Source organism: Gordoniibacillus kamchatkensis (assembly GCF_000829455.1).
Classification (GTDB): Bacteria; Bacillota; Bacilli; order Paenibacillales; family NBRC-103111; genus Gordoniibacillus; species Gordoniibacillus kamchatkensis.
On sequence record NZ_JXAK01000034.1, the window covers coordinates 51,701 to 78,131 of the forward strand.

Genomic DNA, 26,431 nt, shown 5'->3' on the forward strand with positions numbered 1-26,431 from the left:
ACGGTTGCTTACGGGCAGTTGCCTGCTGCGGCTTTACGCTACGTCGTTCGTAATGAGGTAACGAATGACTTCGTCCGAAATCTTCATTACCCGATCGAGTTCCTTCACGACTTCCGGAGTCGCCGTGAAATTAACGAGCACGTAGTACCCGTCACGGAACTTGTTGATCTCATACGCGAGACGGCGCTTGCCCATGAGGTCCTGCTTCGTAATTTCCCCGCCGCCGGCTGTGATAATGCCTTGAAGCTTGTCTACAGTAGCTTGGACTTGTTCTTGTTCGATGTCCGTACGAATGATGTACATCACTTCGTATTTGCGCATGATTTAGGTCACCTCCTTATGGACTATGCGGCCCTCTTAAGAGAGCAAGGAGCGAGATACTGAATAAACTCGCACCCAAATACTATACCAAATACGCTGTCAAAACACAACCCGTACATGGCCGCCGCATCGCCTCGGGCATCTGGACAAAGATGGCATTGCCGCCCTCTCATGGATTCCGCCTCGAACGGAAATTCTAACGGTATCGTTACAGGAGGTGACATCGATGGGAGAACAAACGCAGTTCAATCCGGGGCAAAAAGCGCCGAACGACGGCATTTACGTGGAAGTCGGCGAGAACGCTTTTCACACGGGCGTCAACAATCCGAAGTCCGTCGAACTGAAGAAGGGCGACGAATTTCCGGAGACGAGCAATCATAACCGGAAGTGGGTCCGCGTCCTCAATTGATGCTATAGCCGCTAAGGCCGGCATACCCGATAGGAGAGCTTACGATGAGAAAACCATATACGTTGGCGCTGACGATCTTTAGTGCCTTGCTCTGCCTCGTCCACTATATTGGACACGAGTACGATCCAATCTATATTTTGTTCTATGCGCTAAGCGTTCCAGCCTGGTTCGCCCCCGCATTCAGCGACATTACGCGCGTCAATATTATGGTCGTGTACATTTTGACGATCCTGTCTTATGCGTTCATCGGCTACGTCATCGATTACTTCATCGCGCGTTCCCGCGAACGCCGCGGAGCTGCGTAATTGACGGCAGCAGCCAAGGATCAGCGGCTTACGCCGTCTCTAATAGGACGAGCGCGTTTACCGTAACAGCATCTGCCCAAGTATAGGCGCAGCTTATATTTTCCGAAGCAGGCGTGAAAAAACGACCCCTGTCCAGGAGTCGTCTTGTGTCCATATGTATGGCGGAAAGGGTGGGATTCGAACCCACGCACGGGAGTTACCCGCCTAGCTGATTTCGAGTCAGCCCCCTTGGGCCACTTGGGTACCTTTCCAACCTGAGAAGTGAGAACGAATGTTATTGTACCACATGGTTAATAGGTTCGCAAGTACTAGCCATCACTTTCCTTTTTGTCTTCCGAACCTTCTGTTTGCGGTGCTGATCTCAGCACCTTTTTCAGCTTGCTCTCGAACTTGGGCCGCGGGACGAGCACGCTGTGCTTGCAGCCGACGCACTTGATGCGAATATCCATTCCCATCCTAATAATTTCCATTTCGTTCGTCCCGCACGGATGGGGCTTTTTCATCTGCACGATGTCACCGAGTTGATATTGTTTACGTTCCATGCTCGGCAGCCCTCCTTTTGCGTTTTCAAGAACGTCACCCGTTTTCGGATATGGGATTTCGATTTCGTTGGCATCCAGCGCTTTTTTGATATCGGCTTGCAGCTCCCGGGCCACATCCCCCTGCAGCGTAGGCCGGCATTCGGCCGTTATGCGCAGCTTTACCTCGGAAGCCCCAAGCGACTGGACGCCGAGCAGCTCTGGCTTTTTGGTCAGCTTAACGCTTTTCTCGTAGTATCTTTGCAGGGTTTCGTTCAATATTTGCGTGGCCCTATCGATATCAGCTTCATAGGCGATGCTGACGTCAATGACTGCAAGCGAATTGTGTATGGAAAAGTTCGTCACCTGCTTGATGTTGCCGTTCGGAATGATGTACACTTCGCCGGTCCAGCTCTTGATTCGCGTAATGCGTATGCCGATCTCCTCTACCGTCCCTTTATACTGATCGATCTGTACGACATCTCCTACTGCGAATTGATCCTCGAAAATGATGAAGAAGCCGGTGATCACGTCCTTCACCAAGCTTTGCGCCCCGAAGCCGATGGCCAGACCGAGCACGCCGGCGCCTGCCAGCAGCGGCCCCGTTTTGACTCCGAACTGATCGAGAATGAGCAGTATCGTAATAAAATTGACGGTATAAGTGACCAGGTTGTGAATGAGCTTGTCGAGCGTTTTGGTCCGCCTCGCATCGAATTTAAGAGGAGAACGGTCACGTGCGGTCATAATGTGCTGAATCATTTTATCGGCTATCTTTATAACAATCCGAGAAGCGGCATATATCAGAATAATTTGAATGATAACCCACAAATAGTGAGTCAGCTTTTCCACGTCCAGCAAATATTTTTTCATATCCGCAATCTTATCCGCCAGCATGGCCCATTCCTCCCTATTCGTCTATCGTAGCATATCCGTCCTCGGTTTTGAAATAAATGCCCTTGATTTCGACGCGTTCGCTGGCAATGATTTGTTTCACGTCCTTCAGCCGCTCCCGGTCGAATTGTATCGATAGCGCGCAGCCGGCTGTAATCGATTTGGGCGTCGGGCAAGTATCGATCTCAATATCCGCATATTCGAGCAGCATTTCCGCACGCAACGCCTGCTGCGTCGAATCGAAAGCGATAAGCAGCCAATCGTCGTTCATCTCTCTCCGGACACCCTCCCTCTTTTCTATCATCTTATTATGTATAAAAGGCTTCTCATTTCCATATACTAGATAACAATTCATTTCAACAGTTCGGATTCGCTGTCAGGAGGCAGGAGGCTGTCCATGAAATTACCATTCGGCTTCGATTTTCGCCATGAGAAAGATCCCGTAGGTCCGCTCAAAATCCCCCACACCGAGCCAGGTGCCGTTGAAACGTTAGCGCGCCATTTATCGGGAATCTACGCTACGCTTGAACCGGAAAGGCCTCTTGTAATCGTCTGCATCGGGACCGACCGTTCCACCGGCGACGCGCTCGGCCCGCTGGTCGGAACTCATTTAAGACGATATCATTTGTCCGGTTATCACTTGTATGGGACGTTGGACAATCCCGTTCACGCCATGAATTTAACGGAGACGGTGAACGAAATCGAGACTCAGTTCCAGCATCCGTTCATTATCGCCATTGACGCATGCTTGGGGCAGCTGTCCAGCATCGGCTGCATTCAGGTTGCCAGCGGGCCCTTGAAGCCGGGGGCCGGCGTAAACAAAGACTTGCCTTCTATCGGCGACATGCACGTTACCGGAATCGTCAACGTCGGAGGTTTCATGGAATATTTCGTCCTGCAAAACACCCGGTTGAGTCTGGTCATGAACATGGCCGAAATGATCTCCCGCTCGCTGTTCATCAGCCTGCTGCAATCGCAGCGGTTTGCCGCGACGACTATCGCAAAGTCTGAGTAAGCGTTTCTTTTTCTTCCGGCGACAAGTTATAGGAAGACTGGCCTTTTGCCACCGGTTTTGCATAGACGTACGTCTGGTCCCGGCTATGAATGCCGGTTAGCAGTACACCGTTTGCCTCTTCGTCGACCATTGCGATGGTGAAGCTCAAATCGTTGCCGTCCGCGGCAAATGCGTTATAGCGATGAATTCCTATTTTGGACTTCATCGTTTTGAGCTTGGCCTGTATAGATTTCAAGAGATCTGCTTGCTGTCCTTGCTCCCCTTTTATCGAATCGTACCTGTCTCTAATGTCGATCAGCAGTTGTTCGACGTTCGCTTCATTGTTGCCGTTCGTCAAACGACGCTGCCTCTTCACCGCTCTCACTAACGATATGCACAAAATCAAATTGATGATCAGGCTAATCGCCGCGACCCCCAAAGCCAGCAACGCAACCAAACCCGAGTATGTCGTAGTCAACTCGTCCATTCCCTATCCCCCATGTTACAAGTCAATTTATTTGTCTGTTTACTGAATCGGAAAATTACCAGGCTTCCCGAGAAAGTACGGCTGCGCTGTAGATTGGATATGCGGGTCTCCGGCTTCGCCTACATTCGTGTTGACGTTACGTTCTCCCACCTACAACTTCATCCTCCGCTCCGCCTTTTTTGGGCAGCCTGAAAGTTATACGCTTCTACGAGTTCTTTCCTTATTCGGAGTATATCCTGCCTCTTAGGCAGGGTCATTCATCGTTGACTCGGTCCAGCTCAGGGAGCCTTTCTTATAAAACGGACTGCTTCTAAAAGAGCATCGATCTCTTCTGGCGTTGATGAATAGCCGACGCTTGCCCTTACTGCACCGCTATTTAGCGTACCCGCAGACTGATGGGCCAGCGGCGCGCAATGGTGGCCTGCTCGTACGGCGATATGAAACTGCCTGTCAAGGATGTGTGCGACTTCGGCGCTTTCTCTTCCTTGCAGCAGAAAGGAAACTATCCCAGTTCTATTGTGCCCGATTTCCGGTCCGAGCACGGTCGCTCCTTCGATTCCCAACAATCCTTCCATCAGCCTCTGCGTCAACTCCCATTCGTGGCGATGGATAGCAGCTGATCCAACCTGCTTTACGTAACGGGCGCCCGCTCTCAGTCCGACTATGCCCGGTACGTTTTGCGTCCCGGCTTCATACCTGTCTGGTCTCACTGTCGGCTGCTCCACCGTCTCCGATTGGCTTCCCGTTCCGCCATGTATCAGCGGCTCCAGCTCAATTTCAGGATGCACATAGAGCCCGCCCGTGCCTTGGGGACCGAGCAATCCTTTATGACCTGGAAAAGCTAGCATATCGATCCCCAATTTTTCTGCATCAAGAGGATATGTACCGGCGGTTTGCGCTGCATCGACGAGCAGTTTCACGCCTCTTTGTTTGCATAGTTCCGCCAATGCATCCAGCGGGTTGATCGAACCGAGCAAATTCGAGCTATGCGTACATACGAGCAGCTTCGTATTCGGCTGAAATGCGTTCTGAACCGCAGCCAGATTCAATCGACCTGCCACGTCCGTCTCCACATACGTGATCGATACGTTTTTTGTTCTCTTCACATATTCCAGAGGTCTTCGCACCGAATTATGTTCGACTGACGTACAGATGACGTGATCGTTTTGCTTAAGGAAGCCCTTGATCGCCAAATTTAACGCTTCCGAAGTATTCATGCTAAAGCTGATGTTCATCGGGTTCCCGATACCAAGCAAAGCCGCCAATTCCACCCTCGCTTCAAAAACAATCCGGCTCGCTTCGATCGCCATCCGATGAGAGCCTCGCCCCGGGTTCGCTCCGTGATGTTCGATCGCATCGACAACCGCGCTGACTACTTCCGGCGGTTTCGGCCAGGACGATGCAGCATGATCCAAATATATCATCCTGTCGCTCATGCTCTTCTCCCCTCTCCGACTGGAGTCACGTACACAGAAAGAATGCATCCCTTAGTTTGCGTCCTTTGAATAGGGCTCAAACTTCGGCATGCATTCCAATCATTAGCTTTCCGTTGTAGCTTGAGGCTCGCCATCAAATAATGATCGTTCACACGAAATTTCTATCGCGGCGTGGGTAAGCTCTTATTCCTTCCGCAGCTTTGTATACGCTGTGCCTACTATGCTAGGCTGATTCCGCTATCATTGCAAGCCCCGGTCCTGGTGAGCGATGAACATGCAAGCCGTTTCCCCTTGGCTAAGAAGATAGTTTTCCTTGCAGCATTTCGAGCAATCGATTCAAATCATCCTGTGAGTAATAGGCGAACTCGATTTTCCCTTTATTGTTTTGATGCTTGATTTTTACTGTTGTGCGGAACAGGTCGCGAAGCTGATCTTCTGCCTGATGAATGAACGGATCGCGTTTGGGTGCCGTCGCCGGTTTTTCCTTTTGCTTCTCCGCTCCTTCCTCCAAACGCTTCACTGCGTCCTCAAGCTGCCTTACACTCCATTGCTGTTGGATGCATTGCTCGGCAAGCTCTTTCTTCGTCTTATCGTTTTTCACACCGGCAATTGCTCTCGCATGCCCCATCGATAATGTTCCACGTGAAACATATTGTTTGATTTGCTCAGGCAGCTGCAGCAATCGAAGAAAATTGGCTATGTGCGAGCGGCTTTTGCCCACTTTGGCCGACAGTTCTTCTTGCGTCAGCGAGAACTGATCCATGATCGATTGGTAGGCGACAGCAATTTCCATCGCATTCAAATCTTCCCGTTGCAAATTTTCGATCAAGGCAATTTCCATTACCTGTTGATCGGTAAATTTGCGCACAACGGCCGGAATCGTTGTCAGCCCGCATACTTGCGAGGCACGGAAGCGTCTTTCCCCGGCAATAATTTCGTACCCTTTTAGTACAGCTCGTACAATGATTGGCTGCACGACACCGTATTCTTTAATGGACGTTGCCAGTTCCTGAATACTATCGTCATTAAATTGTTTGCGCGGCTGATAAGGATTCGGCCTAAGCTGCGACAACGGCAACTCTACAACTTTATCTTCTTCGCTTACCGTTAATGAAGGAATGAGTGCGTCGAGTCCGCGTCCAAGCCGTTTTGTCATACAGAGATCACTTCCTTCGCAAGCTCAAGATATACTTCTGCACCTTTGGAACGAGGATCATACGTAATGATAGATTGCCCGTGGCTCGGAGCTTCGCTGAGCCGAACGTTGCGCGGAATGATAGTTTGATACACTTTTTGCTGAAAATATTTCTTCACTTCCTCGATGACTTGAATGCCGAGATTCGTTCTCGCATCAAACATCGTCAGCAGCACGCCTTCAATTTGAAGTGAAGTGTTCAAATGCTTCTGCACCAGTCTCACTGTATTAAGCAGCTGGCTGAGTCCTTCCAGCGCGTAATATTCGCATTGAATGGGAATAATAACAGAATCTGCGGCGGTTAAAGAGTTAACTGTCAAAATACCGAGAGAAGGCGGGCAGTCGATCAAAATATAATCGTAAAGATGCTTGATGAGCTGCAACGATTTTTTTAACCGAACTTCGCGCGAAATAGTGGGAACCAGCTCGATTTCAGCGCCGGCAAGCTGTATCGTGGCCGGGATGATTTTCAAGTTGGGGAGCATCGTTTCCATGGTCGCGTCTTTCGGATGGACGTCGTTTATGAGCACATCGTAGATGCAGTATTGAACATCCGCTTTATTGATGCCTATTCCACTCGTCGTATTTCCTTGCGGATCAATATCGACAAGTAGAACTTTCTTGCCCAAAGAAGCTAATGAGGCGCCCAAATTGACGGAAGTCGTTGTCTTTCCGACCCCGCCCTTTTGGTTCGTTATGGCGATAATTTTGGACAAAACCGTTTCACCTCTAACTAAAAAACTAACAAACTATGAACTCAGTATTCGTATGATCATCATACCATAAATCGGGTCGTCTTACCTCTACAACTTGAGAGAAAATAACCCCGGCGCGTATTCGGTAGCAATCACGGATTGTCCGAATCACGGCCGGGGAATTTCGCAGCTTTATGTATACCGGCATGATATATTATTGCGATTTGTGTTTTGGAATCCGAATGACGATTTCATAATGATCTTCGTAGTCTTGCTCAAGCGTATCTACATGCAGCCCTGAGCTGGCTACCATTTCGACGGATTGGCGAATCGTATTCAGCGCCAGTCGGACGTCTTTGGCGAACGATACCCGCTTCGCTTTTTTAAGCTTTGTCGACTCTTTTAAAAATTGCACGCGAGCCTCCGTCTGCTTCACGTTCAACTCTTTGCTGATGATCTCCTCAAGCACTTTTGTTTGCAAATCCTCTTGGTCTAATGAAAGCAGCGCTCGAGCGTGGCGCTCTGTAATTTTCCGTTCGAGCAATGCGGTCTTGACCGGCTCGCTCAAATGCAGCAGACGTATTTTGTTCGCAATCGTCGACTGGCTCTTGCCAAGCCGCTGTGCCAAACTTTCTTGCGTAAGATCGTGCATTTCGATCAGCTGCTGATACGCCGCGGCTTCTTCGATTGCGGTTAGCCCTTCTCGCTGCAAATTTTCTATCAGGGCAATCGATGCCGCTTGCGAATCGTTAAATTCACGGATAATAGCCGGAATTGTCTCCAATCCCAGCTTGCGGACAGCCCGCAGCCTCCGCTCGCCGGCAATCAATTCGAACTTATTGTTCCGAATGCGAACGACGATAGGTTGAATGATGCCATGAGTCCGGATCGTCTGCATTAACTCCTCGATCCGGTCGTCATCAAACACCGTTCTTGGCTGATATGGGCTAGGTATCACTTCGTTAACCGGCAAATTTTTCACTTCATCCGTCGCATTCCGTTGCGGTTCAGTGAAGCCGAAGAATTTAGACAACTGCTCTTTCATAGGAACGATTACCACCCAATTCTTCTATCTTATATTTCTTTTGAAGACAGATATGCGTGTGACTTGTTCCCCGAAACGTTGACCGATAACGTGTTTTCGGGCACTTTATCACCGATCAAAAGCAGTTAAGGCTCATTGAGGCAGCAATTCTGCAATGAACATCGTTACGAACGGCGACATGAACTTCCCGACTTCCTAAGTAAGCCCTGATGCGCAAAAGTCGGGAATCGTCCAACTTCGGAAATGAAGATTTCTCACTTCAGCACGAATAGCTACTATGCCGTACGTGGTAGGTCCGATTCCATTACGGTAAACGCGCACGCCCCGAAGGACGTGCGTAAGTCATAGATCCTTGTGTTGTTGTTACAAAAAAAGTTGAATCCGATTCGGGATGCAAAACTTCTGCAAATACGCGGTCGCTCGTCTTCGATATCCCTACTATATGTATTCTCCATATAACGCCGATTTCCTTCTATCCAGCGTGCCTGTACATAGAAAGTTCATGCATCGCCAGCTGCCAACATATGTCGGACTAACAATTTCCAACGCTAACCATCGGCAGCAACTGACAATCCGCTTGCGTGATATGGAGAATGTTTCACGTGGAACAATTTACTTGCGGACTAAAGGTTCTTTTGCCGGCATTCCGGCTTTGCGTGGATACTTCGCCGGAGTAGAAGCAGTTTTTCGAATGAAAAACAACGTTCTCCCGGCGTCTTCAACAGGCAGCGACAACCGTTCCTTCCGTTCCAGCTTTCCATGTAATTGCTGCAAACTTAAATCGGCTTCAGCCAGCTCTTCCTCCCCGCCGGAGCCTTTCATTGCCACAAACATGCCGTTCTGGCAGACGAAAGGAAGACATAGCTCATTCAGCACCGCAAGACGGGCAACCGCCCGAGCGGTCACCAGATCGTAACGATCCCGATGCTGAGCGGATCGCGCAACATCCTCAGCCCGCCCATGCACGCACGATACATCGCTCAGACTGAGTTCACTGGTCAAATGTTCAAGAAAATGAATTCGTTTCTGCAAAGAGTCGACAATCGTCAGTTGCAAATGGGGAAAAACAATTTTTAAAGGAATTCCCGGAAAACCGGCGCCCGATCCGATATCGGCCATCGCCCGCACTGCTTCCATCGGCATAAAGAAAGCAAGCGTCAACGAATCGTAAAAGTGTTTGATATACACTTGATCGCGCTCGGTAATCCCGGTTAAATTCATTTTTACGTTCCACTCGACAAGAATGCGAAAGTATGCGTCAAATTGCTCCAGTTGCCGTTCGTTTAATTGCAAACCGTTTGATGCCAGCAACTCCTGAAACTGGGTTTGAATCGTATCCAGCATCATCAGGAGCCTCTCGCCGCCAACACTTGATTGTAATGCTCCAAATAAACGAGAAGAATCGAAATGTCGGCAGGCGTGACGCCGGAAATGCGGGAAGCCTGCCCGATCGAAACCGGACGAATTTTCGCCAGCTTTTGTTTCGCTTCGGAAGCAAGGCCGTGCACTTCTTCGTAGCGGATATCGTCCGGAATTTTCTTCTTCTCCATCTTCCGCAGCCGTTCTACTTGCGCGAGCTGTTTTTCGATATAACCTTCGTATTTAATCTGAATCTCGACCTGTTCCTTTATCTCGTCGGTCAGCTCAAGCGGAGAAGGCGAGATCCGTTCGATATGCGCATACGTGATTTCCGGGCGGCGCAATAGCGTAATAAGGTCAACCGCGTTGTTCAGCAAGACGGTACCCGCTTCGGCAAGCATAGCCTGAACGTGCTCCTCCGGCCGTACCTTTGTCGTTTTCAGGCGCTGCAACTCTTGCGCGACGAGCTCCTTTTTTGCAAAATTGCCGATAACGCTCCTCGGTTATGAGACCGATGTCGTATCCTGTCGGAGTAAGGCGAAGATCGGCGTTGTCATGGCGCAGCAGCAGCCGGTATTCGGCACGGGACGTGAGCAATCGGTAAGGCTCGTTCGTGCCCTTCGTCACTAAGTCGTCGATCAGAACGCCGATATACGCTTCCGACCTGTCGAGGATGACCGGCTCTTTCCCTTGCACATGCCGCGCCGCGTTAATTCCAGCCATAATGCCTTGGCCGGCCGCTTCCTCGTATCCGGACGTGCCGTTAATTTGCCCTGCCGTGAACAAACCGGACACCAGCTTCGTTTCGAGCGACGGCTTCAGCTGCGTGGGCACAACGGCGTCATACTCGATCGCATAGCCGGTCCGCATCATTTCTACCCGCTCGAGACCCGGAATAGACCGCAAAATGTTCAGCTGCACATCCTCCGGCATGCTCGTCGACAAACCTTGCACGTAGTATTCCGACGTATATCTTCCTTCCGGCTCCAAAAAAATCTGATGCTTCGGCTTATCGCTGAAGCGAACGATTTTATCCTCGATAGACGGGCAGTAGCGCGGACCAGTGCCTTCAATAACACCCGAGAACATCGGTGCCCTATGCAAATTATCGTTAATGATCTGATGCGTTTCTTCAGACGTATAGGTCAACCAGCACGGAAGCTGCTCCCCAGCGCGGGGAGAGCTCTCCGTCTCGTAGGAAAAATATTTTGGCTCCGCATCCCCGGGCTGAATTTCCGTCTTGCTGAAGTCGATCGTCTCTTTATGAACCCGCGGCGGCGTACCGGTTTTGAAGCGGACGAGTTCGAAGCCAAGACGGCGCAGCGCTTCCGACAGCTTCACCGACGGCTGCTGATTGTTAGGCCCGCTTTCGTACATCAGTTCGCCCATAATGATTTTGCCGCGCAAGTACGTACCGGTCGTTAGCACGACAGAGTGCGCATAATATTGCGCTCCTGTCTTCGTTACGACCCCTTTCACCACGTTCTCCTCGACAATCAAATCTTCAACCATACCCTGCCTTAACGTCAGGTTAGGCGTCCGTTCGATCGTCTCTTTCATCGTGTGCTGGTACAAAAACTTATCCGCCTGGGCACGCAGCGCATGCACCGCAGGGCCTTTGCCGGTATTCAGCATCCGCATCTGAATGAACGTTTTGTCGATATTGCGCCCCATCTCGCCGCCAAGCGCATCGATCTCGCGCACGACGTGCCCTTTGGCCGGCCCCCCGATCGACGGATTGCAAGGCATGAACGCCACCATATCGAGATTGATCGTTAGCAGCAGCGTGCGGCACCCCATCCGCGCCGCAGCGAGGGCTGCTTCGCAGCCGGCATGGCCCGCCCCGATTACAATCACTTCATATTGGCCGGCTTCGTATCCCGTTGTCATGTTGATCCCTCCTTTACTTTCCTAAGCAAAACTGCGAAAAAATTTGATCGATGAGCGACTCCGCCACCGAATCCCCGATAATCTCCCCAAGCTGCTCCCACGCAGCGCGCAGGTCGATCTGAATCATATCGATCGGCACTTGCTGAACGTTAGCCGCGATCGCGTCCTGCAGCGAACGTCTCGCTTGTTTGAACAAATGAATATGCCGCGCATTGCTAACATACGTCAGTTCGTTCGCTTCGATACCGCCCCGGAAAAACAGAGACGAGATCGCCTTCTCCAATTGCGGCAGTCCTTTCTCCTCAAGCAGCGACAACTCCACGATCCGCTCATCGGGAACCAGGCGCCGAATCTGCTCTTCGTCGAGCTGCGGCGGCAGGTCGATTTTATTAAGAATGACGATTGTCTGCCGGCCCCGAATTTGTTCGAGCAGTTCCATTTCTTCTTGAGACAAAGGTTCGCTCCGATTGAGCACCAGCAAAATGAGATCCGCATCCGCCAACGCCGTTCGCGATCTTTCGACACCGATTTGTTCGACAATATCCGACGTTTCGCGAATACCGGCCGTATCGAGCAGCCGAAGCGGAATGCCGCCAACGTTGACATACTCTTCGATGACATCGCGCGTCGTTCCCGGAATATCCGTGACGATCGCCCGGTTCTCTTGAGCGAGCGCGTTGAGCAAAGACGATTTGCCGACGTTCGGCTTGCCGATAATCGCCGTCGAGATCCCTTCCCGCAAAATTTTGCCCTGCTCCGCAGTACGCAGCAGCTCATCAACTTCGGCAATGACCCCTGACGCTACATCTTCAATCATCGCGCTCGTCATCTCGGCTACATCATGCTCCGGATAATCGATATTCACTTCAATATGTGCCATCAGTTCGACGAGCCGGTGCCGCAGCTGTCCAATCCGCTTCGACAGCTTCCCGTCGACCTGCTTCATCGCAACTTTGAACGCGCGGTCCGACTTCGCCCGGATGAGATCGATAACGGCCTCCGCCTGAGTCAGATCGATCCGTCCGTTCAGAAACGCCCGCTTCGTAAATTCGCCCGGCTCCGCCAGCCGAATCCCTTGCTCCAGCAGCGCATCAAGCACCCGTTTGACGGCCACGATCCCGCCGTGACAGCCGATCTCGACAACATCTTCGCGCGTGAAGGAACGAGGCGCCCGCATCACCGTTACCAGCGCTTCCTCCAGCTTCTCGCCGCTGTCCGGATCACGAATCGTGCCGTACTGCACCGTATGCGTCGGCACTTCGGTCAGCTTCTGCTTCGACCTGAATAAATGTCCGGTCAGTTCAACCGCTTGCTCGCCGCTGACCCGGATAACCGCTATCCCGCCCTCGCCAAGCGGCGTCGAAATCGCAGCAATTGTATCGTTCATCAACTGGCTTCACCTCCTGTCTAGTCTGTCCATTTTGCTGCTAATAACGGTAAGAACCGCTTTTATTCGATGCTCTATTCACGTTAAAATGCCCCTGCGTACGAGGTAGCTTTTCATGCAAAATCATGGAGCGACACAAGGAAGTTTATTACTTTCTGATTCAGTAAAGAAAAAGCAATGAATCCGGCGCTTGCCTGCGGATCATTGCAGAAGATCGATTATTCAGCCTGCCTGAGAAAGCATGGCTGCGCTACGGACCCAAGAATGTGGGTCACCGGTTTCATTGAACTCGTGTTCAAATGAATTCCAAATCTAAAGCGGGAGCAAGTGTAAAAAGGCCGATGATTACGAAGCGAGTTTTGCTACGCAAAACTTGCAACTCCCTGGGCCCACATTCCCATCCTCCGCTCCGCCTTACTCGGGCAGCCTGGTCATTTCAACGTAATTACAACGCGCCGGTTCGGCTCGTCGCCTTTGCTGTACGTTTTCACCCTCGGATGATTTTGCAGCTCGGAGTGAATGATTTTGCGCTCCGACGCCGTCATCGGCTCGAGAATCACTTCTTTACGCGTCTTCACGACGCGGGAAGCAAGCCGATAAGCGAGCTCTTCGAGCGTTTTCCTGCGGCGGTCGCGGAATTGTTCGGCATCGATAACAATCTTCACATGCGAATCCGAATACCGATTGGCGACAATGTTCGTCAAGTATTGAATCGCATCGAGCGTCTGTCCCCGTTTGCCGATTACGATGCCGAGCTCAGGACCGCTTAGTTGAAAATCGGCGCCTTCTTTATTGCGCACAATGTCGAGACTTGCCGGCACGTTCATCGTATCCAACATGCTTCTCAAGAAAGAAGCCGCTTCCTCCAGCGGATCCGGTATTAGCTCCAGCTCCACCTTGGCGTCTTTCGCTCCAAATAAACCGAACAGTCCTTTTACCGGCTGTTCAATGACGGTCATTCGCACCCGGTCCTCAGTCGCGCCGAGCTGCTGAAGCCCAGCTTTCACCGCGTCTTGTATGGATTTTCCGGTTACGACGACCTTGTTCATTTGGATCCGCTCCCCTTCAGCTCGGGCTTCTTCTTCCCGCCCCCGTACATAAAATACGATTGCACGACAGTAAACAGGTTACTGTAGATCCAGTATAGCGGCAGCGCCGAGGCGAAGTTCATCGACATGACGAAAATCATGACAGGGAAAATGAACAGCAGGCTCTGCATCTGCGGGTTGCTCATCTGCGAAGACATGACCTTCTGCTGCAGGAACGTCGTACCCGCGGCTAGCAGCGGAAGAATATAAAACTTGTCCGGAGCGCCGAGATTCATCCATAAGAAAGTGTGCTCGCGAATCTGGTCGTTACGCATAATAGCCTGGTACAAAGCGATCAGCACCGGCATTTGCACAATGAGCGGCAAGCAGCCGGCGAGCGGATTGACGTTGTTTTGCTGGAACAGCTTCATCGTCTCTTCCTGCTGCTTCTTGGCGTCGTCCTTGAACTTCTCTTTTATTTTTTTCAGCTCCGGCTGAAGCTCCTGCATCCGCTTCGAGCTGCGGTACTGCTTCAGCGTCAGCGGCAAAATCAAGAACCGGATAATGAGCGTCACGATCAAAATCGAAAGTCCGTATTGACCCCACAAATGCTCAGCGAACCAATCGAGCGTGTACGAGAGCGGATACACAAAATATTTTGTGAAAAAACCTGCCGTATTCAGATCGATAGGCGCCGGTTTCGCACTTGAGGTACAAGCGGATAAAAGCAGCGGTACAAGCGCCAACGGGGCATACTTCAACAAGCGACGATTCAAATGTAGTCCTCCTATCGTTTCAAAGCGCGAAACGGTCTTCTAGACATGCCTATTTCCATTTAAAACTATACCACATTCCGGGCCAACAAGGAAATGCGCGCCAGCTATTTTTTGCCGAGCAGACCGGCCTTCCGGAATACGTGCAGCAAGCTCTTCTCCAGCTCCGCATATTCCATATCGGCAGCCGGCTTCCGCACGATTACAATGTAATCGAAATTGCCCGGAAAACGGTCCGCGTTCATGCGGACGATTTCCTTCAGCCGCCTGCGCACGGAATTGCGCACGACGGCGTTGCCGATCTTCTTGCTCGCCGATATGCCGAGACGAAAATGGCCGAGCTCCGTCTGCGGATAATAATAGAGCACGAATTGGTGGTTCGCCGCCGACTTCCCGTATCGATATATTTTATTGAAATCTTCCCGTCTCGCAAGCCGATACTGTTTCTCCATACGCCCGAGCCTTTCTCAATATGTTCTAGCATACACCAAAAAAGGCCGCTTCAAACAAAAAAAAGACCACTTCTCTAAGTGGTCTAGAGCGTTACGCGCTAAGGACTTTGCGGCCTTTCTGGCGACGAGCGGCCAAAACTTTGCGGCCATTCTTTGTGCTCATTCTTTTCCGGAAGCCATGCACTTTTTTACGCTTGCGAGTATTCGGATTGAAAGTCGGTTTCATTGATCGCACCTCCTTATAAAGAAGCTGCCCGCGGACAGCCAGTTTGCAGCAAAAAAGCTGTGAAGCTCATTTTCATACCCATATATTAAAGCATTTGCTAAAGCAAAAGTCAACTTTGAAAAACAATCGACAACGGGGTGTGCATACATCCACAGAGATTTTCATGAAAAATGTCGAATAACCACAATTTATTAACAATATCTTGTGTCGTGGATAACTTCTATGCACAAGGTATTGAACGTGTGGATAAATTCAAACAATGCGTTGATTGTAAGGCTTTCATCTGCTATCATAGGGTTGTTTCATTTGTGGATATGCTCCGAATCACCTCCGATTTATCAACAATCTGTGGATAACATTGTGAACAAAATCCCTCATATGGTATAACTCTCACCTGAATACCCTGAACTGTGTGGATACCATTTGACAATTCGTTTTGTAATTCGACAATTCCCACGATCGGCCCGGCTTGTGCCACACTGTGAATTAGTGAAGTAAGGAGTGACCGCTGTGGAGAGCCAATCCCAGGAGTTATGGCAGCAAGTATTGGACGTCATTTCAACGAAGCTGAGCAAGCCGAGTTTTGAAACCTGGTTCAAACCGATAAAACGGTCCGTCGTGACCGATTCCAGCCTTATTATTTACGTTCCCAACAAATTCGCCATGGAATGGCTCGAAAGCCGCTATGCGCGCATGATTCAAACGACCGTCCAGGAGACGACAGGACGCAGCCTAGACATCAAGCTGACGCTCGAGACGGACGAGCCGAAGACGCCGCCGGGTCCGCCCGCGCCGCAGCCGACCGCCCGTGCTGCAGCCGGATTCCTGGAAGATACGTCCAGCAATTTGAACGCCAAATATACGTTCGAGACGTTCGTTATCGGCGCCGGCAACCGGTTTGCCCATGCCGCCTCGCTCGCGGTTGCCGAAGCCCCTGCCAAATCGTACAATCCGCTTTTCCTGTACGGCGGCGTCGGACTTGGCAAAACGCATCTCATGCACGCCATCGGCCACTACGTCATGGAGCACAATCCGGGCGCGCGCGTGCTGTACATATCCTCGGAGAAGTTCACGAACGAGTTCATCAACGCCATCCGCGACAACCGGGGCGAAAGCTTCCGCAACAAATACCGCAACATCGACGTGCTGCTCATCGATGACATTCAGTTTCTGGCCGGCAAAGACGGGACGCAGGAAGAATTTTTCCATACGTTCAACGCGCTGCACGAGGAAGGCAAGCAAATCATCATTTCCAGCGACCGTCCGCCGAAGGAAATACCGACGCTCGAAGACAGGCTTCGTTCCCGCTTCGAATGGGGGCTCATTACGGACATTCAGCCGCCCGATCTGGAGACGCGGATCGCCATTTTGCGCAAAAAGCGAAGGCGGAAAATCTCGACATACCGAACGAAGCGATGGCCTACATAGCCAACCAGATCGATACGAACATTCGCGAGCTGGAGGGCGCCCTTATTCGCGTCGTCGCCTACTCTTCGTTAATCAATCAGGACATCTCGGTCCATTTGGCCGCGGAAGCGCTCAAAGACATTATTCCTTCCAGCCGGCCGCGCCAAATTACGATCCAGGACATTCAGAACAAAGTGGCCGACTTTTACGGCTTGCGGCTCGAAGACTTCAAAGCGCGCAAACGGACCAAGGCCGTCGCTTTCCCCCGGCAGGTCGCCATGTATTTGTCGCGCGAGCTGACGGACTTCTCCCTGCCGAAGATCGGCGAAGCGTTCGGCGGCCGGGACCATACGACGGTTATCCATGCGCACGAGAAAATTTCTTCATCGCTCAAGACCGACCAGGACTTGTACAAAATCGTTCATGCGATCACCGAGAAAATCAAAAATTTGAGCTGAACAACTACAAGGCCTATGCACAAACTATGCACATGTGGATAGGCTTCTGTTTTGCCTGTTTGATCCACATATCCACATATCCGCAGGCCCTACTGCTATTCCTATTTATATTTAAAACATAGTATTATATAAATATGCGCGCGATTCCCATTTTAGAACCACAGGAGTGACATTCGTTGAAACTGACCGTTCTGAAAGAGCATTTGAACGAGGCGATCGGCCACGTCTCCAAAGCGATTTCCAGCCGCACGACGATACCGATTTTGACAGGAATCAAGATCGAGGCGAGCGCTGCAGGCCTGACGCTGACCGCCAGCGATACCGATATTTCGATTCAAAGCTTCATCCCGATCGAAAGCGGCGAAACCGTCGTTGTGGAATTATATGCGAAAGGCAGCGTTGTCTTGCCTGCCAAATTTTTCGCGGAAATTATCCGCAAGCTGCCGTCGGACCGCATTCAAATCGAAGTCGGCGAGCAGTTTCAGACGATCATCAAAGCGGGGTCGTCGGAAATTCAAATTATGGGCCTCGATCCGGAAGAGTACCCTCTCCTTCCCCAGATTGAGGAAGATAAAATTATCCGCCTTCCGAGCGACTTGCTGAAAACGATGATCCGCCAAACGTCGTTCGCCGTCTCGACGAACGAGACGACGCCGATACTGACCGGCGTGCAATGGACAATCGAAGGCGGCAAGCTGAAATTCGTCGCCTGCGACCGGCATCGGCTCGCCACCCGCGAAGTTTCCATCGACGTCGATCCGGAAATGAAGTTCCACAATATCGTCATTTCCGGCAGAACGCTCAACGAACTGAACAAAATTCTCCCCGAACAGAACACGTTGATAGATATCGTCATCGCCGACAATCAGGTGCTGTTCAAAATGCACGCCATCTTGTTCTATACGCGCATTCTCGACGGCACTTATCCGGACACGTCCAAGCTTATTCCGCAGTCGTATCAATCGGAGCTCGTCGTCAACACGAAGGAGCTCGCCGATTCGATCGACCGCGCCTATTTGCTTTCGCGCGAAGACAAGACGAATATTGTGCGCATGACGATGAACGAGGACGAATCGATCGAGATCTCGTCCAGCTCGTCCGAACTCGGCAAGCTGACGGAGCAGCTGAAATTGCACAAGCTCAAAGGCGAGCTGCTCAAAATATCGTTCAACTCGAAATATATGCTCGACGCGCTCAAGGTGATGGACAGCGACTTCATCCACATCGGATTTACCGGCGCCATGCAGCCGATCATCATGAAGCCGGAAGAGAACGCCAATTTGCTGCAGCTCATATTGCCATACCGGACGACAGGCTAAGGAGCGGACAAGCACAATGAAATCGATTGCGATCAAAGACGAATACATTACGCTCGGTCAGTTTTTGAAGCTGGCCGATTGCATTTCCACCGGTGGTCAAGCGAAAATGTTTTTGCAAGAGACGGACATTCGGGTGAACGGCGAAGCGGAGAAGCGGCGCGGACGGAAGCTGGTGCCTGGCGACCGGATCGTCGTGGCCGGCTGCGGCGAATTCCAGATCAAGGGCTCGTAGCATGTTTTTGAAGAGGCTTGCTTTGCAGCATTACAGGAATTATGCACATGTGGATATCGCCATCGACCATAATGTCAACATCTTCGTAGGTCCTAACGCCCAAGGCAAGACCAACTTGCTGGAGGCGATTTTCGTGCTGGCTTTGACCAAGTCGCACCGGACGCATCAGGATAAAGAGCTGCTCGACTGGAACGGCGGTGAAACGGTGCTGCATGCCGAGTTGGAGCGCCGTTACGGCACATGCACGCTGGACCTCTCCCTGTCGGCCAAAGGGAAAAAGGCGAAAATTAACGGACTCGAGCAGAAAAAGCTGAGCAATTTCATCGGCACCATGAACGTCGTCATGTTCGCGCCGGAAGATCTGGAGATCGTCAAAGGCAATCCCGGCGTCCGCCGCCGCTTTCTCGACATGGAGATCGGCCAGGTGCATCCGGGCTATTTGTACGAGCTGTCGCAATACCAAAAAATTTTGCAGCAGCGCAATAACTTGCTGAAGCAAATTCCCGGCCGAGGCGGCGTCGATCTCGACATGCTTGGCGTCTGGAACGAACAACTGGCGCAGCACGGTGTTAAAATTATGAAAAAACGTCAAAGCTTTATAAAAAAGCTGCAGACGTGGGCGGAGCACATCCACGCCGGGATCACAGCGGGCGGGGAAACGCTCCGCATCGATTACGCCCCCTCGCTCCCGCTGTCGGATGAACCAGAAGAAGCTGTTTTATTCGACCAATTTATGATAAAGTTATCACAGGTGAAAGATCAGGAGCTGCGCCGCGGCATGACGCTTGTCGGCCCTCATCGTGACGATCTTTTATTTTATATTAACGGCAAGGAAGCCCACGTGTACGGTTCCCAGGGCCAACAGCGGACGACGGCCCTCTCCTTGAAGCTGGCGGAAATCGAGCTCATCCGCGAGGAAGTGGGCGAATATCCGCTGCTGCTTCTAGACGATGTGCTCTCCGAGCTCGACGAGCATCGGCAAACGCAGCTTATCCAGACGTTCCAAAGCAAGGTGCAGACGTTCATTACGACAACAGGGATTGAAAGCGTTCATCTTGACCGCCTCGAAGGCGCATCCGTCTTCCAAGTGCGGCAAGGTCACGTAACGGGAAAGGACTGATCGCTCGGTGTTCATTCATCTTGGCGGCGAGAAAATCATTCGGGCCTCGGAGCTCGTGGCCATTTTCGACGTATCGATCGAGAAATCTTCGAAAATATCGAAGCAGTTTCTTAGCCATGCGGCGAAAGAGCGGCACATCGAAATTATCGGCGAGGAAGAGTGCAAATCGCTGGTCGTGACCAAAACGACGGTCTATTACTCCCCCATTTCCTCTTCAACCTTGAAAAAACGCGCTCATCATTTACTTGTATAATCATCAGCTTCCAACCGTTCTTATTGCGGACCACTATGAAAAGCAGGTGAAGGTTGCATGTCGCTAGCGAACCAGAATACGTACGATGAAAGTCAGATTCAGGTGCTGGAAGGGCTGGAGGCGGTTCGCAAACGTCCGGGTATGTACATCGGATCGACCGGTGTCCGCGGTTTGCATCACCTTGTATGGGAAGTCGTCGACAACTCGATCGACGAGGCTCTGGCCGGCTACTGTACGAAGATTGACGTCATCGTTCATAAAGATAACAGCATCACCGTCATTGACAACGGCCGGGGCATTCCGGTCGGCGAGCATCCCAAGCTGAAGCGCTCGACGCTGGAGGTCGTGCTCACGGTGCTTCACGCCGGCGGCAAATTCGGCGGCGAAGGCTACAAAGTGTCCGGCGGCCTGCACGGCGTCGGCGTGTCCGTTGTGAACGCTCTGTCGGAGAAAGTTGTCGTGACCGTCAAGCGGGACGGCGAGATTTACCAGCAGGAATACCGCAGAGGCGCGCCGCAATACGACGTGAAGGTGATTGGCACGACGAACGAGACCGGCACGACGACCACCTTCTATCCTGACCCGGAAATTTTCACGGAAACGACAGAGTTCGATTACGATACGCTGCAGTCGCGCATTCGCGAGCTGGCGTTCCTCAACAAAGGCATTGAAATCAACCTGATCGACGAGCGCACCGATACGGCGAATACGTTCCACTACGAAGGCGGCATCGTATCGTTCGTCGAATATTTGAACCGCAACCGGGAGCCGCTCCATACCCCGATTTATGTGGAGGGCTCTAAAGACCATATCCAGGTCGAAGTGGCCTTACAGTACAACGACAGCTACAACGAGAACATTTTCTCGTTCGCGAATAATATCAATACGCACGAAGGCGGGACGCACGAATCCGGCTTCAAAAGCGCGCTTACCCGGATTTTAAACGATTACGCGCGGAAGTCGAACGCGATCAAGGAGAGCGACGCCAACCTGACCGGCGACGACGTTCGCGAAGGGCTCACGGCAATCATCTCGGTCAAAATTCCGGAGCCGCAGTTCGAAGGCCAGACGAAGACGAAGCTCGGCAACAGCGAAGTGCGCGGCATCGTCGAATCGTTTTTCGCCGACAAGTTTCTCGAGTTTCTCGATGAGAACCCGTCGGTGGCCAAAAAAATCGTGGAGAAGTCGATTTCCGCCGCCCGCGCCCGCGAAGCGGCACGCAAAGCGCGCGAGCTGACACGGCGCAAAAGCGCGCTTGAAGTCAGCTCCCTGCCGGGCAAGCTGGCGGATTGCTCGTCTCGAGACGCGGCGATCAGCGAAGTGTACATCGTCGAAGGGGACTCCGCTGGCGGATCGGCTAAGCAAGGGCGAGATCGCCATTTTCAGGCGATATTGCCGTTGCGGGGGAAAATTCTCAACGTTGAAAAAGCGCGTCTCGACAGAATTTTGTCGAACGCGGAGATTCGCGCCATCATTACCGCTCTCGGCACCGGCATCGGCGACGACTTCGACATCGCCAAAGCCCGTTACCACAAAATCATCATCATGACCGACGCCGACGTCGACGGCGCGCATATCCGCACGCTGCTGCTGACGTTCTTCTACCGGTACATGCGCAAGCTGATCGAGGCCGGATATGTCTATATCGCTCAGCCGCCGCTTTATAAGCTCGAGCGCAACAAAGTCATCCGTTACGCCTACAACGACCGGCAGCGGGAAGAAATCATGCAGGAATTCGGCGAAGGCGCCAAAGTCAACGTACAGCGCTACAAAGGTCTTGGCGAGATGAATCCGGAGCAGCTGTGGGAAACGACGATGGACCCGGCCAGCCGGACGCTGCTCCAGGTGAGCATCCAGGACGCGATTCAAGCGGACATCGTGTTCGACACGCTCATGGGCGACGCCGTCGAGCCGCGCCGCGATTTCATTCAAGAGCATGCCAAATATGTAAAAAATCTCGATATTTAAACAGTCAAGCTAATGATCGGAGGCAATAATCTCTCATTGCGGGAAAGGTTATTGCCTCTTTTGCCTCCATCCAACGTTATGGATTCAAAGGAGCTGTGCCAACTTGAGAACGTTATGGCGCTGGATAGGAATAGCACTCATTTGTGCCGCGCTTTCGTTTACCCTTCCTACCTCCTCCGCAAACGACATTTGGTACGAAGACCAGATCGCGGTCATTACTTATCATCATATCGACGATCAGGTGCAAGGAGGCGTCACGATTTCGAGCGAGCTGTTCGAGAGCCAGCTGGCGGATTTGAAAAGCCGGGGATACCGGTTCATTACGCTGAAGCAGTTCGAGAATTATTTTGGCGGGGGCAAGGTGCCGCCCAATGCCGTTCTCGTTACGTTCGACGACGGGTACGAAAGCTTCTACACGAAGGCGTACCCGATTTTGCGCAGCCTGGGGATTCCGGCTGTCAATTTCGTCATTACAAAAGATTTGGATGCGCCGCTTCAGTCGAAAGTTCCGTCCTTGTCCCGGGACCAAATCGGCAGCATGCTGGCTGCGAAGCGAGGGATGGAATTCGGCTGCCATTCCGACGCGCTGCATGCGAAGACGGCCGGCGGGGCCCCTCTGCTGACCAGCCGCCTCGACTCCGGCGGAAAGTCGGAGACGGATGAGCAGCTAAGGATGCGCATCTTGGAAGATACGAGAACTTGCGTCCGCAGGCTGAGAGAACTGGGCTCGGATGCGGGGGACGTCTATGCGTATCCGTTCGGCTATTACGACGGCTTCAGCGTTCAAATTTTGCAGGACGCCGGCATCCGGTACGCGTTCACGACCCGCAGCGACATGGTGACCCGCAGCACGCAGCCGATGGAAATTCCCCGGCTGAATGCCGGGAGTCCGTACGTGCGAGCGGTGTCTATGAATAACTTGATCCTCCGCAAAATTGCTGAAAACTTGCCGCCCGAAGAGCTAATTCCGATCGCCACAGCGATGCGGCATTTGGGCGGAACGGCGAGCCTCTTGAAAAACGGCGAGATAGAGATCGAGTACCAGAACGAAAAGTATGTCATATTGAAAGATCGCCGAACGGTGTTGAAAGGCCCAGACAGCTATTATTTATCCCAACCTGCCGTTTTGAAAGATAAGCGCAACTACATTCGCCATGACGATCTGCAGCGCATTCTCGGGATCAGGCTTACGTATAACAAGCTCAAAGAATCTTATGCCATCAGTGAAACGCCGTCCAAGTAAGGACGCGGCTGCATGAGGGCTTAGGTATAAATTGTGCGCTTTTCATGAAAGTAATATAATAGATCTTATGTAGACATACACTGGAGGCTTGACCGATGTCTGACGAACTGCGTTCCCAGGTGAAAGAAATCGATATCGGCTCAGAGATGCGTACGTCTTTCTTGGACTATGCGATGAGCATTATCGTTGCCCGCGCGCTTCCCGATGTCCGGGACGGGCTGAAGCCGGTGCACCGCCGTATTTTGTTTGCGATGTCCGAGCTCGGCATGGCGCCTGATAAGCCTTATAAGAAGTCCGCCAGAATCGTCGGCGAAGTGATCGGCAAGTACCATCCTCACGGCGACTCGGCTGTGTACGAAACGATGGTGCGGATGGCGCAAGATTTCTCGCTCCGTTATATGCTGGTCGACGGCCACGGCAACTTCGGCTCGATTGACGGCGATTCCGCGGCGGCGATGCGATATACCGAAGCCCGGCTCTCCAAAATTGCGATGGAGCTGCTGCGCGACATTAACAAAGAGACGATCGATTTTGTCCCTAACTACGATGGCGAAGAGCAGGAACCGGCGGTGTTGCCGTCGCGGTTCCCGAACTTGCTCGTCAACGGAGTTTCCGGCATTGCGGTCGGCATGGCTACCAATATACCGCCTCACAATCTCGGCGAAGTAATCGACGGGATCCAGCTTCTGATTCAGAACCCTGATATTACGCCATTGGAGCTTATGCAGGCGATTAAAGGCCCCGATTTCCCGACGGGAGGCTTTCTACTCGGCCGCGAAGGCATTAAACAGGCGTACGCGACGGGCCGCGGCTCGGTAACGATGCGGGCCCGGGCTACGATCGAGGAAACGGGCAACAAAGCCAGAATCATTGTGAACGAGCTCCCGTATCAAGTCATCAAAGCCCGATTGATTGAAAAAATCGCCGAGCTCGTGCGCGAGAAAAAGATCGACGGCATCACCGACCTGCGCGACGAATCGGACCGCAACGGGATGCGCATCGTGATCGAGCTGCGCCGTGACGTGAATCCGAACGTCGTTCTCAATAATTTGTATAAGCATACGGCGATGCAGTCGAATTTCGGCATTATTATGCTGGCTCTCGTGAACGGCGAGCCAAAGGTGCTCAACTTGCGCGACATGCTGTATCATTATTTGCAGCACCAGCAAGTTGTCATTCGCCGCCGTACCGAATTCGAACTGCGCAAAGCGGAAGCGCGCGCGCACATTCTCGAAGGCTTGCGCATCGCTCTCGACCATCTGGACGAAGTAATTACGCTGATCCGCAATTCGGCCACGACCGAAGAGGCAAAAGAAGGCCTCATGAGCCGCTTCGGGCTCAGCGAGGACCAAGCTCAGGCGATTCTCGACATGCGTCTGCAGCGCCTTGTAGGCCTGGAACGCGAGAAGATCGAGAACGAATACCAGGAGCTGATGGCTCGCATTGCCGAGCTGCGCGCGATTTTGGCCGACGAGCTAAAAATTCTCGCTATCATCAGCGAAGAGCTGAACGAAATTAAAGAAAAATTTAACGATGCGCGCCGTACGGAAATCGTCATCGGCGAAGACGCGATTGAGGATGAGGATCTCATTCCTCAGGAAGACGTCATCATAACGATAACGCATACGGGCTACATCAAGCGCCTTCCGGTTACGACGTACCGCAGCCAGCGGCGCGGGGGAAAAGGCGTCGTCGGCATGGATACGAAGGAAGACGACTTTGTCGAGCATCTATTCGTCTCCAATACGCACCATTACTTGCTCTTCTTCACGGACAAGGGCAAGGTGTATAAGCTTAAGGCGTACGAAATTCCGGATTTGAGCCGGACGGCCCGCGGCACCCCGATCATCAATTTGATCGAGATCGAGCAAGGCGAGAAAATCAATGCGGTCATTCCGGTGGAAAGCTTTACGACGGATCAATACTTGTTCTTCGCCACAAAGGCCGGCATCGTGAAGAAAACGCCGCTTGACGAATATGTCAATATTCGCCGCGGCGGTCTGATCGCCGTGGGCCTTCGCGACGAGGACAAATTGATCGGCGTGAAGCTGACTAACGGCGAGCAAGAGATTATTATGTGTACGAAGCAAGGCATGTCGATCCGCTTCCCGGAAATGGACGTTCGTTCGATGGGCCGCAATGCTACCGGTGTCAAAGGCATCGACATTAATGACGATGACGAAGTGATCGATATGGACATCGTCTCTAAAGACGATAGCGTATTGATCGTTACGAGCAAAGGCTACGGCAAACGCACCCCGATGGAAGAGTACCGGATTCAATCCCGCGGCGGCAAAGGCATCAAGACGCTCAATGTGACGGAGAAGAACGGTCCTATCGTCGGTCTTAAAGTCGTCAAGGAAGACGAGGATCTGATGATCATTACCGCTTCCGGTACCGTTATTCGGACGAGTATGGCCGGCATCTCCACGATGGGACGCAACACCCAAGGCGTGCGCCTCATTCACATTCGCGACGACGATGAAGTGGCGACCGTTGCCCGCGTGGAGAAGAACGAGGAAGAGCCAGGCTCTGAGCAAGAAGACGAAGGGCAAGAATAAACATGTAATAGCGCAAGAGGGGGCCAGCCCCCTCTTTTCTGTTTGTTTAGGACCACATTGATCGGGTTTAAACGTGTTCATGGACTGTCATATATTTCTAGCACATTTCCGCTTGCAATTGCCTAGCTGTCTGTGGTATCTTATAAAAGTCGCCGCTGAGACGGACGACATGAAGCAAGACGATTGCTCCTTGAAAACTGAATGACGAGTGAGAGGTTTTCGTAAGGAAAACAACACGCAAGTGTTTCTTATGAGCAAGTGTTTCAAACTTTATTGGAGAGTTTGATCCTGGCTCAGGACGAACGCTGGCGGCGTGCCTAATACATGCAAGTCGAGCGGAGTGAGTCCTTCGGGGCTCGCTTAGCGGCGGACGGGTGAGTAACACGTAGGCAACCTGCCTGTAAGACCGGGATAACTACCGGAAACGGTAGCTAAGACCGGATAGCTGGTCTTCTCGCA

General features: G+C 52.0%; 24 protein-coding genes, 1 tRNA gene, 1 rRNA gene and 2 pseudogenes. 12 read left to right on the plus strand and 16 right to left on the minus strand.

Going from position 1 to position 26,431, the window contains the following annotated elements:
- Positions 1–33 precede the first annotated feature (33 nt).
- Positions 34–321, minus strand: a complete 288-nt coding sequence (gene rpsF / locus SD70_RS18990) for a 30S ribosomal protein S6 (protein WP_041049092.1) — start codon at positions 319–321, stop codon at positions 34–36.
- 226 nt (positions 322–547) lie between these two features.
- On the opposite strand from rpsF, the gene SD70_RS18995 reads away from it, so the two are divergent.
- Both SD70_RS18995 and SD70_RS19000 read left to right on the plus strand, forming a co-directional pair.
- Positions 548–730 (plus strand): YjzC family protein, encoded by a 183-nt coding sequence (locus SD70_RS18995; RefSeq protein ID WP_041049093.1) that lies wholly within the window; start codon positions 548–550, stop codon positions 728–730.
- 44 nt (positions 731–774) lie between these two features.
- Positions 775–1,035, plus strand: coding sequence for a hypothetical protein (locus tag SD70_RS19000; RefSeq protein ID WP_041049094.1), 261 nt, complete (start codon positions 775–777; stop codon positions 1,033–1,035).
- Positions 1,036–1,194: 159 nt separating this feature from the next.
- Here SD70_RS19000 and SD70_RS19005 read toward each other — a convergent pair.
- The 3 genes from SD70_RS19005 to SD70_RS19015 form a co-directional block, all read right to left on the minus strand.
- A tRNA-Ser gene (locus tag SD70_RS19005) sits at positions 1,195–1,286 on the minus strand.
- 57 nt (positions 1,287–1,343) lie between these two features.
- Positions 1,344–2,447: a DUF951 family protein gene (locus SD70_RS19010; protein ID WP_082053489.1), complete on the minus strand. Its 1,104-nt coding sequence runs from the start codon at positions 2,445–2,447 to the stop codon at positions 1,344–1,346.
- Between the two features lie 13 nt (positions 2,448–2,460).
- Positions 2,461–2,715, minus strand: a complete 255-nt coding sequence (locus SD70_RS19015; RefSeq protein WP_041049095.1) for a DUF3343 domain-containing protein — start codon at positions 2,713–2,715, stop codon at positions 2,461–2,463.
- 126 nt (positions 2,716–2,841) lie between these two features.
- Between SD70_RS19015 and yyaC the strand changes: the two genes are divergently transcribed.
- A complete protein-coding gene (gene yyaC / locus SD70_RS19020) occupies positions 2,842–3,459 on the plus strand; it encodes a spore protease YyaC (protein ID WP_041049096.1) in 618 nt (205 codons plus the stop codon).
- Here yyaC and SD70_RS19025 read toward each other — a convergent pair.
- The 12 genes and pseudogenes from SD70_RS19025 to rpmH form a co-directional block, all read right to left on the minus strand.
- On the minus strand, positions 3,440–3,925 hold the full coding sequence (locus tag SD70_RS19025) for a DUF4446 family protein (RefSeq protein ID WP_041049097.1): 486 nt from the start codon (positions 3,923–3,925) through the stop codon (positions 3,440–3,442). The two genes, yyaC and SD70_RS19025, sit on opposite strands and share 20 nt — an antisense overlap.
- A 278-nt stretch (positions 3,926–4,203) precedes the next feature.
- Positions 4,204–5,361 (minus strand): aminotransferase class V-fold PLP-dependent enzyme, encoded by a 1,158-nt coding sequence (locus tag SD70_RS19030; protein WP_041049098.1) that lies wholly within the window; start codon positions 5,359–5,361, stop codon positions 4,204–4,206.
- A 295-nt stretch (positions 5,362–5,656) separates the two neighbouring features.
- A complete protein-coding gene (locus SD70_RS19035; RefSeq protein ID WP_041049099.1) occupies positions 5,657–6,517 on the minus strand; it encodes a ParB/RepB/Spo0J family partition protein in 861 nt (286 codons plus the stop codon).
- On the minus strand, positions 6,514–7,272 hold the full coding sequence (locus tag SD70_RS19040; RefSeq protein WP_041049100.1) for a ParA family protein: 759 nt from the start codon (positions 7,270–7,272) through the stop codon (positions 6,514–6,516). The genes SD70_RS19035 and SD70_RS19040 overlap by 4 nt, the downstream gene beginning before the upstream one ends.
- A gap of 193 nt (positions 7,273–7,465) precedes the next feature.
- The gene (gene noc / locus SD70_RS19045; RefSeq protein WP_041049101.1) at positions 7,466–8,296 is read right to left on the minus strand and encodes a nucleoid occlusion protein; all 831 of its coding nucleotides are present in this window, start codon (positions 8,294–8,296) and stop codon (positions 7,466–7,468) included.
- Between the two features lie 612 nt (positions 8,297–8,908).
- The gene (gene rsmG, locus SD70_RS19050; RefSeq protein ID WP_197081082.1) at positions 8,909–9,637 is read right to left on the minus strand and encodes a 16S rRNA (guanine(527)-N(7))-methyltransferase RsmG; all 729 of its coding nucleotides are present in this window, start codon (positions 9,635–9,637) and stop codon (positions 8,909–8,911) included.
- Positions 9,638–9,642: 5 nt separating this feature from the next.
- Positions 9,643–11,545: pseudogene (gene mnmG, locus SD70_RS19055) on the minus strand (tRNA uridine-5-carboxymethylaminomethyl(34) synthesis enzyme MnmG).
- Positions 11,546–11,558: 13 nt separating this feature from the next.
- On the minus strand, positions 11,559–12,935 hold the full coding sequence (gene mnmE / locus SD70_RS19060; protein ID WP_041049102.1) for a tRNA uridine-5-carboxymethylaminomethyl(34) synthesis GTPase MnmE: 1,377 nt from the start codon (positions 12,933–12,935) through the stop codon (positions 11,559–11,561).
- 428 nt (positions 12,936–13,363) lie between these two features.
- A complete protein-coding gene (gene jag, locus SD70_RS19065; RefSeq protein WP_041049103.1) occupies positions 13,364–13,981 on the minus strand; it encodes an RNA-binding cell elongation regulator Jag/EloR in 618 nt (205 codons plus the stop codon).
- Positions 13,978–14,736: a YidC/Oxa1 family membrane protein insertase gene (locus SD70_RS19070; RefSeq protein WP_041049105.1), complete on the minus strand. Its 759-nt coding sequence runs from the start codon at positions 14,734–14,736 to the stop codon at positions 13,978–13,980. Before SD70_RS19070 ends, jag begins: the two co-directional genes overlap by 4 nt.
- A 104-nt stretch (positions 14,737–14,840) precedes the next feature.
- Positions 14,841–15,185 (minus strand): ribonuclease P protein component, encoded by a 345-nt coding sequence (gene rnpA / locus SD70_RS19075; protein WP_041049106.1) that lies wholly within the window; start codon positions 15,183–15,185, stop codon positions 14,841–14,843.
- 91 nt (positions 15,186–15,276) lie between these two features.
- Positions 15,277–15,411, minus strand: a complete 135-nt coding sequence (gene rpmH / locus SD70_RS19080) for a 50S ribosomal protein L34 (protein WP_041049107.1) — start codon at positions 15,409–15,411, stop codon at positions 15,277–15,279.
- A gap of 510 nt (positions 15,412–15,921) precedes the next feature.
- Between rpmH and dnaA the strand changes: the two are divergent.
- The 9 genes and pseudogenes from dnaA to SD70_RS19125 form a co-directional block, all read left to right on the plus strand.
- A pseudogene (dnaA, locus tag SD70_RS19085) lies at positions 15,922–17,276 on the plus strand (chromosomal replication initiator protein DnaA).
- Positions 17,277–17,452: 176 nt separating this feature from the next.
- Positions 17,453–18,595 carry a DNA polymerase III subunit beta gene (gene dnaN / locus SD70_RS19090; RefSeq protein ID WP_041049109.1) on the plus strand — a complete coding sequence of 381 codons (1,143 nt, stop codon included), beginning with the start codon at positions 17,453–17,455 and terminating at the stop codon, positions 18,593–18,595.
- A gap of 16 nt (positions 18,596–18,611) precedes the next feature.
- Complete coding sequence (yaaA, locus tag SD70_RS19095; RefSeq protein WP_041049110.1) at positions 18,612–18,827, plus strand: S4 domain-containing protein YaaA; 216 nt, start codon at positions 18,612–18,614, stop codon at positions 18,825–18,827.
- 1 nt (position 18,828) lies between these two features.
- Positions 18,829–19,947 carry a DNA replication/repair protein RecF gene (gene recF, locus SD70_RS19100; RefSeq protein ID WP_041049111.1) on the plus strand — a complete coding sequence of 373 codons (1,119 nt, stop codon included), beginning with the start codon at positions 18,829–18,831 and terminating at the stop codon, positions 19,945–19,947.
- A gap of 7 nt (positions 19,948–19,954) precedes the next feature.
- A complete protein-coding gene (gene remB / locus SD70_RS19105) occupies positions 19,955–20,200 on the plus strand; it encodes an extracellular matrix regulator RemB (RefSeq protein ID WP_041049112.1) in 246 nt (81 codons plus the stop codon).
- A gap of 57 nt (positions 20,201–20,257) precedes the next feature.
- Positions 20,258–22,168: a DNA topoisomerase (ATP-hydrolyzing) subunit B gene (gene gyrB, locus SD70_RS19110; protein WP_041049113.1), complete on the plus strand. Its 1,911-nt coding sequence runs from the start codon at positions 20,258–20,260 to the stop codon at positions 22,166–22,168.
- Positions 22,169–22,271: 103 nt separating this feature from the next.
- On the plus strand, positions 22,272–23,411 hold the full coding sequence (locus SD70_RS19115; RefSeq protein ID WP_052487636.1) for a polysaccharide deacetylase family protein: 1,140 nt from the start codon (positions 22,272–22,274) through the stop codon (positions 23,409–23,411).
- Between the two features lie 95 nt (positions 23,412–23,506).
- Positions 23,507–25,972, plus strand: a complete 2,466-nt coding sequence (gene gyrA / locus SD70_RS19120) for a DNA gyrase subunit A (protein WP_041049114.1) — start codon at positions 23,507–23,509, stop codon at positions 25,970–25,972.
- 270 nt (positions 25,973–26,242) lie between these two features.
- A 16S ribosomal RNA gene (locus SD70_RS19125) occupies positions 26,243–26,431 on the plus strand; the annotation flags it as partial.